Origin of the sequence: Vibrio sp. M260118, assembly GCF_036533755.1 — a bacterium.
In the GTDB taxonomy this organism is placed as follows: domain Bacteria; phylum Pseudomonadota; class Gammaproteobacteria; order Enterobacterales; family Vibrionaceae; genus Vibrio.
The window spans coordinates 1-10,165 of sequence record NZ_JATABG010000104.1; the positions used below are offsets into that span (position 1 = coordinate 1).

7 protein-coding genes and 1 pseudogene are annotated in these 10,165 nt (G+C 44.6%); 4 read left to right on the top strand and 4 right to left on the bottom strand.

Annotated features, from left to right (window positions below; all coding sequences use genetic code 11):
- Both QTO00_RS08455 and QTO00_RS08460 read left to right on the top strand, forming a co-directional pair.
- A pseudogene (locus QTO00_RS08455) lies at positions 1–393 on the top strand (DUF6035 family protein); the annotation flags it as partial.
- A 258-nt stretch (positions 394–651) separates the two neighbouring features.
- A complete protein-coding gene (locus tag QTO00_RS08460; protein ID WP_331424261.1) occupies positions 652–1,125 on the top strand; it encodes a CreA family protein in 474 nt (157 codons plus the stop codon).
- A gap of 46 nt (positions 1,126–1,171) precedes the next feature.
- Here the strand turns inward: QTO00_RS08460 and QTO00_RS08465 are convergent, their stop codons facing one another.
- Positions 1,172–1,906 (bottom strand): hypothetical protein, encoded by a 735-nt coding sequence (locus QTO00_RS08465; protein ID WP_331424262.1) that lies wholly within the window; start codon positions 1,904–1,906, stop codon positions 1,172–1,174.
- A gap of 342 nt (positions 1,907–2,248) precedes the next feature.
- Here QTO00_RS08465 and QTO00_RS08470 point away from each other — a divergent pair, with 342 nt between their 5' ends.
- On the top strand, positions 2,249–3,553 hold the full coding sequence (locus QTO00_RS08470) for an inosine/guanosine kinase (protein WP_331424263.1): 1,305 nt from the start codon (positions 2,249–2,251) through the stop codon (positions 3,551–3,553).
- A 39-nt stretch (positions 3,554–3,592) separates the two neighbouring features.
- Here QTO00_RS08470 and QTO00_RS08475 read toward each other — a convergent pair whose 3' ends face one another.
- Positions 3,593–4,192: a beta-phosphoglucomutase family hydrolase gene (locus tag QTO00_RS08475; protein ID WP_331424264.1), complete on the bottom strand. Its 600-nt coding sequence runs from the start codon at positions 4,190–4,192 to the stop codon at positions 3,593–3,595.
- Between the two features lie 148 nt (positions 4,193–4,340).
- Between QTO00_RS08475 and QTO00_RS08480 the strand changes: the two genes are divergently transcribed.
- Complete coding sequence (locus QTO00_RS08480) at positions 4,341–6,122, top strand: methyl-accepting chemotaxis protein (RefSeq protein WP_331424265.1); 1,782 nt, start codon at positions 4,341–4,343, stop codon at positions 6,120–6,122.
- A gap of 43 nt (positions 6,123–6,165) precedes the next feature.
- Here the strand turns inward: QTO00_RS08480 and QTO00_RS08485 are convergent, their stop codons facing one another.
- Complete coding sequence (locus QTO00_RS08485) at positions 6,166–9,318, bottom strand: efflux RND transporter permease subunit (RefSeq protein WP_331424266.1); 3,153 nt, start codon at positions 9,316–9,318, stop codon at positions 6,166–6,168.
- A gap of 8 nt (positions 9,319–9,326) precedes the next feature.
- A partial coding sequence (locus tag QTO00_RS08490; protein ID WP_331424267.1) for an efflux RND transporter periplasmic adaptor subunit occupies positions 9,327–10,165 on the bottom strand: 839 nt, incomplete at its 5' end.

Consider the following 10,165-nt stretch of genomic DNA (forward strand, 5'->3'; position numbering starts at 1 on the left):
TTAGATTTTGACGGGAAACGCTTCACCGACTTGGATATTGCCTATCGAAATCGAGCCAACGTTTTTGTACTAAGCCGTGAAGCAAAAGAAAAGACTAAAGAAACTGGTGAGTTATGGTTTGATGTTCATTGGAGAGAGCCATTCATCGAGGGTCAAGAGCTTAACTACGAATGGAAAAACGAACTTCTCCCATTTTCTAAACTCACATTCCACGACTACTACCTTAAAGCCTACTACAAAGATGTTGAAATATTGGAGGGAGAACTGAAATCTCAGTTAACAATCTCTAAGCGAAAAGATAACCCTAACCTTTGCAATAGTTGTAAAGCGTCAACGCAAACATTAGTGTTAGACGGAAAGAAAAGATGCGGAGTATGCTTATCTATAAAATAGTAAAATTCGTTGTATGTTACGATTTCTATGGCTTGTTTCTAGCGCAAGATGCCTGTATGTAAATACAGTTAATGGTCAAATGCTTACTACCCTACTCCTTTTGGGGAGATGTGTCCTCCTTTACCAACATATTGACTGAGATAAAATCATTATTATTCATACATATAGTGTGAATGCACCTAATTTTGTTGGCTTCACAATGTTCAGTCATCGTTTCTCAAGTATAAAGGTAATGTTCTCGGAGTTATTGTCATTAAAATGATACAAAAAATCATTTTGATTCAGGATGTTAAAGCCTTGATAGATGTGAAATTTTTTTCTTTAATATTAAAGAAATCGTGTGGGCATGTTACTAAGAAAGACATCAAAATTTCTAACCTTGATGACGACAAAATTCCTGGAGTGACCTGTCATATCGCGTCAATAGAAGCTGACCTTAGCTTGTCAGATCCAAGTGACAGCTCTATTGCTTGTCGTCAGACTGGAGACATTACACCAGAGATGATCGCGACAATTGATAAGAGTAAGTCGGGAGAGGTGGTATTTAAACAGTCTAAAAGTATCTTCTTCAAGTCAATGAAGGTAAGACGTATCTACGATGCTGAAAACCAAACCCTACTCTACCTCTCATACACAACCAAAGAGACCGATGGCAGCTTCAAACACAGCCTTTCGACGGTGCCACTTTGGGGAACATCAGCCTATGTGGAAGCAACAACGAAAGAGCAATAGGCGAATCGGGCAGCCCAAGATACGGGCTGCTCTATACTATTCTCACCTAACTATCGAATACGTTTTCAAGTAAACAAGAAGTGACTTTCTCTGGGTCAAAATTGGTTGTATCACCCTTAACACCCTGTGCTTTGTAATCGACTTCTTCGACTAATCCTGCCCCTTTCACCGTTATATTCTTAATCCCCATTCGTTTCATATCAGCCACAGAATAGTACCAACCATCGGTATTCTTACTCTTCTGACAACTGGTTTTTAACGTCTGTCCATAGGTGGTGATCTGTTGATCAACCCCAACATAACCAAAGAAGGCAGTTTCTTTAATTCGCAAGCGATTTAGGTACTCCAGAAACTGCTTTTTGTCTTTACTTGGTACGCTATGCATCCACAATGCATCGGCTTGTTTGGCACCACCATGCCACCCAAGTAACGAGTCAGGATTAATGACAACGCTCTTTGCTGCCGGGAGGATATAGTTGGCGCACGCTGAGAAACAGAGCCTACTCACTTCAACATCAAGGTCATTCTCTTTAATGAAGTAGCCAAACTCCATGCCTACCGCCATCTCCCCCCCTGGACTGGTTATTTTGAGCTTATCAATTGGCGTTTTACCTTCACGTACAACACGCATCGCTTCCAACACCGCATCACCAGTTATCATTCCTTCGTAAATCAATGTGTTACCCGAAACCATCACCTTATGTGCTGGTGGATAAACCATAGGGGTGCTTTTACACCCGACGAGCAAAAGTACGGTTGCCGCTATTGGTAAAAATCGCATATTTTCATCCTTAAAATCAGTGAGCGAGATGCCGTTAAATGAGCTGATTGTAAAATCAAGTGGTTACCCAGCCATAATCGACTTAAATTAACAAATATTGGTCACTAAAGCGCGCTTAAAAATGATACGCAACACATATGTATATGATTGATTTTGTTAATGATAACAAACTCGACGCACTTCACGGCATTGTTGTTCAACAATCACTAATTTTGTCATTGTGATACGCATACTAGTGAGTTAACTGTCTTGCGCAAATAGCTCTTATAAATGAAATTAATATGAAAACACTGCGAGAAAAGTGTGATATTATGCAGCAAAATTTCCAACACCCTTTTTATCATGAAGTTTCCTGGACAGCGCAAATCTAAGCACTACTTTCCTACTCACGCCCGTGATCCACTCGTCAATCAGATGAAGCAAACCCCAAAGCTCTATCGTCCTATTGTTGTCGGAGTTGGCCAAACTATCGTGGATATTGAAGCCCGAGTTGATGACGAGTTTCTTGCTAAATATGATTTGAGTAAAGGGCATTCTCTCGTTTTAGAAGAGGACAAAGCTGATGCGCTATACGAAGAGTTAATAAAACGTGGGTTGATCACTCACCAATACCCCGGTGACACGATTGGTAATACGCTACACAACTATTCAGTGCTCGCTGATAGCAAATCGGTACTTCTAGGTGTTATGTCACGCAACATTGAAGTAGGTTCATTTGCCTACCGTTACTTGTGCCGCACCTCTTCGCGAATGAACTTAAACCATCTGCAAATGGTCGAAGGCTCCATTGGTCGTTGTTATACACTCATTTCAGAAAACGGCGAGCGCACCTTTGCCATCAACGAAGGTCATATGAACCAACTTCGCCCTGACAGCATTCCTGAAGATGTATTCGATAAAGCTTCAGCGCTAGTGGTCTCTTCGTACCTAATGCGTGGTAAACCAGAAGATCCAATGCCACAAGCGGTAGCCCGTGCAATCGAAATAGCCAAAGCTAAGAATGTTCCTGTTGTACTAACGTTGGGTACAAAATGGGTTATCGAAGGCAATGCGAAGTGGTGGCAGGACTATATCAAACAAAACATTTCTGTCGTTGCAATGAACGAAGAAGAAGGCGAAGCATTAACCGGTGAAAAAGATCCTCTACTTGCCGCAGATAAAGCACTCGAGTGGGTTGATGTCGTTTTGTGTACTGCGGGCCCGGTTGGACTATACATGGCAGGCTACACGGAAGATTCCGTTAAGCGCGAGACTGAACTACCGCTACTACCGGGTAATATCGCCGAGTTCAACAAATATGAGTTTAGCCGTGCGATGCGCAAGTCAGACTGTAGCAACCCAGTGAAAGTCTACTCTCATATTGGCCCTTACTTAGGTGGTCCGCTTGAGATAAAGAACACCAACGGTGCTGGTGACGCAGCTTTATCTGCACTACTTCATGATATGGCAGCAAATAGCCACCATCAGATGAATGTCCCTAATTCGTCGAAGCACGATCAACCTTACTTAACTTACTCTTCGCTTTCGCAGATTTGTAAATACGCAAACCGAGTCAGCTATGAAGTGTTAACCCAGCACTCTCCTCGCCTAGCTCGCGCCCTTCCAGAGCGCGAAGACAGCTTAGAAGAAGCATATTGGGATAGATAATGGTCTGTTAACAAAGCCGCTTACTCAAGCGGCTTTATTTTATTTACATGGATAGAAAACTAGCTGATCGCCTTCGACCATCATGCAATCCATATTCGCCGCGTGCGCTGCTTGTAAGCCAAGCTTAGTATCCTCAAACACAATACAGTTTTTTTCAGCGACATCCAGTGCACTTGCCGCTTGAAGAAACGTATCAGGGTTAGGTTTGTGATTAATAACATCACTGGCAGTCACAAGCGCATCAATATGGTCAATTATACCGGCTTTAGTTAATAAGCGAACCGCGCTGTCCCGTTGACTTCCAGTCCCCACGGCCAGCTTCTTTTTACCGATAAACTGGTTAAACACCTGCATAGTACATTCAATGGGCTCACCATGATTTTCCATGTTCGCAAACGCTTCCATTTTAAAGCGAGACACAAGCGCCGGATCTAAATCCAAACGATGCATTTTATTTACTTCACCCACTATCTTATAGCTTGGCATGCCACCTAAGCTATGTAACCACTCCTTGGTAAAGGGAAAACCAAACTGATTGGCGGTTTGCTGCCACGCATCCAAATGCGCAGGCATGGTATCAATCAAAGTACCATCCATATCAAAAATCAGTGCGTCATATTTGTTCAAAGTGTCGAACATTTCATATCCCCAATAGCAAACTTAACAGTTTGCCTTATTACTCGTAACTTTTCCTTGTCCATACCAAGCAATTGATATATTCGTAATCAAGGACTAACATCACATTAAATAACTAAAATTTATCCTGCTAACGGAAAAAGGTAATCTCATGAATATCAAAAATAAACTATATTCATTGGGTGCGGTCGCCATCATTGGAGTTGTCTCTATTCTTTTTGCAACAACTCATTTTGCCCAAACAACTGCGCAGCTCGATCAGGCAAGTTTACTTGTCGCCAAACTTGAAATTCGACTTTTAAACCTACGACGCAATGAGAAAGACTTCCTACTGCGAAAAGATTTAAAGTATCTCGATAGGTTCAACGGCAACATGGATACCTTTATTTCCCTAGAGTCTGAGTTATCCAATATTCTCACCAAACAGTCTCTTCCTTCGAGCAATCAGCTCAAACAAGACATCCTAAAGTACCAAACTGGCTTTAATAATTTAGTCCGTGCCTTTGAGCAACTCGGACTAGCGCCTGATGCCAACCTTACCGGCCAATATAACAATGAACTTGCCGCTATTAAACCGTCCTTGACCAATGATCAATTGGTAAAGCTATTTGAGTTCAACACTCAGGTTCTAGCAGGGAGCTTTGCTGCAGACCTTATTCCACCTGATGCTCAGGCGCTGGAAACAGCAGCTAAAGCCTACATTAAGCAGAATGTTATTGTCGGCCTAAAACACAATGAAGGACTACTTGGAGAAACCCGTAGTCTATCACATACTGTTGAAGAGCAATTTAAATCCTTTTCAGCCGCGTTAAGCGAACAAAAGGAAGCCACAAGTAGCCGAATTTCAACCTTGAGGATGGTGACAACAGGTATCGTGGTTCTGCTAATTGCTATGTTTATTTTTCAGATTTCACGTACCATCAATAGCCAAGTAGCTTCGTTACTTTCAACAATCCAAGAAGTGGCACGTACCAACAACGTCTCACTGCGAGCAAAACTGAGTAACAACGATGAGCTGTCAGTCATTGGCAACTATTTCAACCGATTGCTCGACAAACTCGAACAGCTTATCTCAGGTACACAGTCAAAATCATCTGAACTGTCTCGCAGTACATCAAGTATGCACAACGAATTGGAAAACGTGATCAATCAATTCCATGTGCAGGCGGATCACACAAATATGATGGCTACCTCGGTACAAGAGATGGTTTCGACCATCAGCGAAATCTCGGAAAGTACGGCTGTAGCAGTAGAAGGCGTGCAACAAGCTTCCGTCAATGCGCAAACCGGACGCACGGTCGTTGAAACTACGGTTAAAAACATTGACCAACTATCATCAACCTTAAGTAGCAGCCAAGCGTCCATCAGTGATCTGAACAATCACGTTGACAAGATCAGTGATGCAGTAAACATCATTCAAGAGATCGCAGAGCAGACCAACTTACTCGCGCTGAATGCCGCGATCGAGGCAGCACGTGCAGGCGAGCAAGGCCGCGGTTTTGCCGTTGTTGCTGATGAAGTGCGTGCGCTAGCGAGCCGCACCCATCAATCTACTGAAGTAATTACCAATGTTGTTACTTCGATTCTGTCTCAAATGTCTCAAGTAGTCAAAGATATTGATCAATGTACCGAGCAAGGGTCACAAACGCTTGAGGCTTCACAGACTCTCGACAGCAGCCTGACGCAAATTATTAATGACATGAGTAACATTCAAGCCAACTCTGAACGTATTGCCTCAGCCATTGAAGAACAGGGTATTGTGATGAATCAAGTCAGTGAGTCCATTACTGAACTTAACACCATCTCTGAGGGAAATATGAGTTCTGCACAAAACTGCTTGAATGAAGTAGACAGAGTGTCAGTGCAAGCTTTGGAAATGGATAATGCTGTCGCGGAATTTAAAACAACAGCAAATGAAAGCTTAACCAAATAACACCAAGCCCTAACAAATGTTAGGGCTTTTTACTTACTACAAACTAGTCATCATCAAGTGGTATTAACTTAGTACTACCGCCATATGCTTTTTCACGCTTACGTTGAACAAAAGCGTAGAAACCTGGGATCAAGAAAGTACCTGCCAGTAACACACATAACAAGCCGCCAATCAATGAGATACCCAATGAGTTTTGGCTTACATGCCCGGCGCCCGATGCAAAAATCAGCGGGAAGATGCCCAAAATAAACGACCAGGACGTCATATTTACTGCGCGGAAACGCAGCTTACCGCCTTTCACCGCAGCTTCATCAATCGGCACATCCTTCTCTTCTCGCTCAATTTTGGCAAACTCGACGATAAGGATCGCGTTCTTAGCCGCTAGTGCTATCAACAACACCAGTCCTATTTGGGCATACAGGTTCAATGGTGTTCCGGTTAGGTTAAGCGCCAAGAACGAGCCTAACGTCGCAACAGGCACAACGAGAATAATCGCTAGCGGAATTGTCCAACTCTCATATTGAGCAACCATAAACAAGTAGATAAATATCAGCGCCAGAGCGAATGCGTAGATAGCTTGGTTACCAGCCAGAACTTCTTGGTAAGCCATGCCCGTCCATTCGTACTGGTAGCCCTGAGGTAGTACTTCAGCCGCTACTCGCTCCATGGCAGCAATGGCATCACCACTAGAGTAGCCCAGCGCAGGTTGGCCCTGAATGACTGCACTGCGATACATGTTGTAGCGCCATGCGACATCGGGTTCAAAAATCTGTTCGTAGCTCACCAATGTGCTCAAAGGGATCATGTCCCCACTTGCCGATCTAACGTGAAAGCGCTCTAAGTCCTCCATGCCACTGCGATGTTCGCTGTCTGCCTGCATAGTGACACGGAAGTTCTTACCAAACATGGTAAAGTCGTTAACGTATAGCGAACCCAAGTTACCTTGTAGCGTTTGGAACACGCTAGATAGTGGAATACCAAGTTGCTGCACCTTTTCACGGTCAATATCGACATAGTAATGCGGAACGTTGGCTCGGAATGTACTAAAGGTAAAGGCAATTTCAGGCTGCTTGTTGGCCTCCTCTATCATCTGGCCCATAACCATGGCTAAATCAGTACGGCTTCGACCTAGCGTATCTTCTAGGACAAACTCAAAACCCGAAGCAGCACCCATTCCCGGAACCGCAGGCGGGCCCATCGCGAACACGACGGCTTGTGGTAATTGCATTGCAGCTTGACCATTGATTCGATTAGCAATGGCATCTGACGAGTGATCACCATCAAGGGTATTTCGTGTATTCCAGTCATGAAGCTTGATAAACAAAGATGCGCCATTCGAAGCGGCTGCACCCGTCATAAAGGCAAAACCATTCGCAACGGTGACACCATCAACTCCGGGTTCCTGCTCAACGATATTGATCAGTTGCTCCGTGACTTCTTCAGTTCGTGATAACGACGCAGAGTCCGGGAGTTGAACATTAACCAGCAAAATACCTTTATCTTCCTGCGGCACAAACGCTGTTGATGTCGTTTTGGCAAAGAAGCTTACCGCCGCGACTGCGACGACAAAGAAAGTCACCAACAAGATGATTTTCTTGACCAGGAAGCCTGCGATTTGGCCGTAGCGCTTGGTGACTTTATCTAAGCCGGCATTAAACGCTGCAAACCAACGTGCCGTATTCCCTCCTCCTTGCTTAAGCACAAGTGAACATAGTGCCGGGGAGAGCGTTAGCGCATTAATTGAAGAGATCACAACGGAAATACATATCGTCAAGGCAAATTGCCTGTACATGATCCCGGTTATGCCTGGTAACATTGCCACAGGTAAGAATACCGCCAGTAGAACCAAGGTCGACGTAATAATCGGCCCAGTCACTTCCTTCATCGCTAGCAGGGTCGCTTTACGCGGCGTCAGCGATGGATCTTTAGCCATTGTGGTATCAACGTTTTCTATCACAAGTATCGCATCATCTACGACAATACCAATGGCGAGAATCAAACCAAACAGAGTGACCGTATTGATGGTGAACCCAGTAGCTTGCATGATGGCAAAGGTACCAATCAGGGAAACAGGTATGGCAATAACGGGGATCAGGGTTGCTCGTGCGCTACCTAAGAACAGATAAGTCACAGCAATGACCAATAGAATCGCTTCTATCAGGGTTTTAACTACGCCCTTAATAGATTCTGCAACGAATACCGTTGTGTCATAGCTAGTCTCGTAGGCCATCCCCTCAGGAAAGTTGACGCTTAAGTTATCGAGCAGCTCCATTACCGCTTGACCACTCTCTAGTGCGTTGGCATCGGATTGAAGTGATAGCGCAACAATTGACGCGTCTTGTCCACGGAATTTGCCGCTACCGTCATAGAACTTCTTACCAAGTTCAATTCTAGCCACGTCTTTCAAGTAGACGCTAGAACCATCGCTGTTCGCTCGAAGCACGACATTTTCGAACTCATCAACACTTTCCAAGCGACCTTTGGTCACAAGGTTAAACTGCACCTCTTGCGCACTACTGTATGGCGCCGACCCTACGCGACCTGCAGCAACCTGTACGTTTTGTTCAGCCAACGCCGAATAAACGTCGCTAGTGGTCAGGTTAAGATTGGCCATCTTTTCAGGATCGAGCCAAACACGCATCGCGTACTCACCGCCACCAATTACATTAACTTCACTGATGCCTTTAACGCGTGCCAGTTGGTCTTTAACGTTGAGGTTGATGTAGTTGATCAAAAACTGATCGTCATATTTTCCGTCTGGAGAATAGAAGTTCAAGACCATCAGCAAATCTGGAGAACGTTTTTTAACTGTAACGCCAACCATACGCACTTCTTGTGGTAGCTTTGACTCTATCTGTGACACGCGGTTTTGCACGTTCACTTGGGCCATATCGGGATCAGTTCCCACATCGAAGGTCACGTTTAGATTATACGATCCATCATTAGCACTCTTAGAAGACATGTAGATCATGTTTTCCACGCCATTGACCGAGGTTTCTATCGGGTCGGCGATGGCTTGCTCTACGACTTCTGCACTTGCACCTGTGTAGTACGCTGTCACACTCACTGAGGGAGGGCTTATTTTCGGATACTCTGCGACGGGCAGGATAGCGAGAGAAATCGCACCAGCCAGTGTGAGTATAATAGAAATAACTAGCGCAAATTTAGGGCGCTGAATAAAGAAACGACTTATCATCTAACCCCCTATTCTGCTGCTGTGCTTTGTTCGAAACGTACAGGAACACCATTTCGAATTCGTTGTAGCCCTTGTGTAATGACATCCTCGCCCGCATCCAAACCGCTGCGTACAATGACTCCCGTTTCGAGTTGGCGTCCAAGCTCTACATTTCTGCGCTCAGCAACATTTCCTTCGGCGACAATCATCACAAAGTTGCCTTCAAGATCGGTTTGCACTGCTCGACGCGGTATGACTATCACGTCTGTTTTCTCTTTTTCACGCAGTTCTACACGAATATGTTGACCAGGAAGGAGACGATATAGCGGGTTGTCGACAACAGCGCGCATCGCAATCGTACCAGTATTGGTATCAATTCGATTACCCAGAAAGTCCAGCTTGCCCAAGTGTTCAAAGGGTTGTCCATTTTCAAGCACAACCTGCACCTCGACTTGGCCGTCATCGCCCCTGCCAAGAACTTTGTCCATACCTAGCTCTAAACGCTCTCTTTCACTAATGCCAAAGCTAGTATGTACAGGATCTAAGCTCACCAACGTAGTAAGAATACCCGATTGTGGTGACACTAAATCACCTGTGCTAACTTTGCTTTGTGCGATTCGGCCTGAGAACGGCGCTTTAATCTCTGTGTATGACAGGTTGACCTCAGCTAAATGTAACTGCGCTTCACCCGCCTCAACTTGCGCCTGTGCGCCGAGAAGTGTCGCGTTCAAGTTATCGAATTCAGACTGCGAAATACTCCCCTTAGGAAGTAGATTTTCACCACGCTTGAAATCTAGCTGTGCTTTTTTAAGATTTGCGTTTGCTTGAGCTAAAGCTGCTTTGGCGCTAGCAACTTGAGCCTCAAATG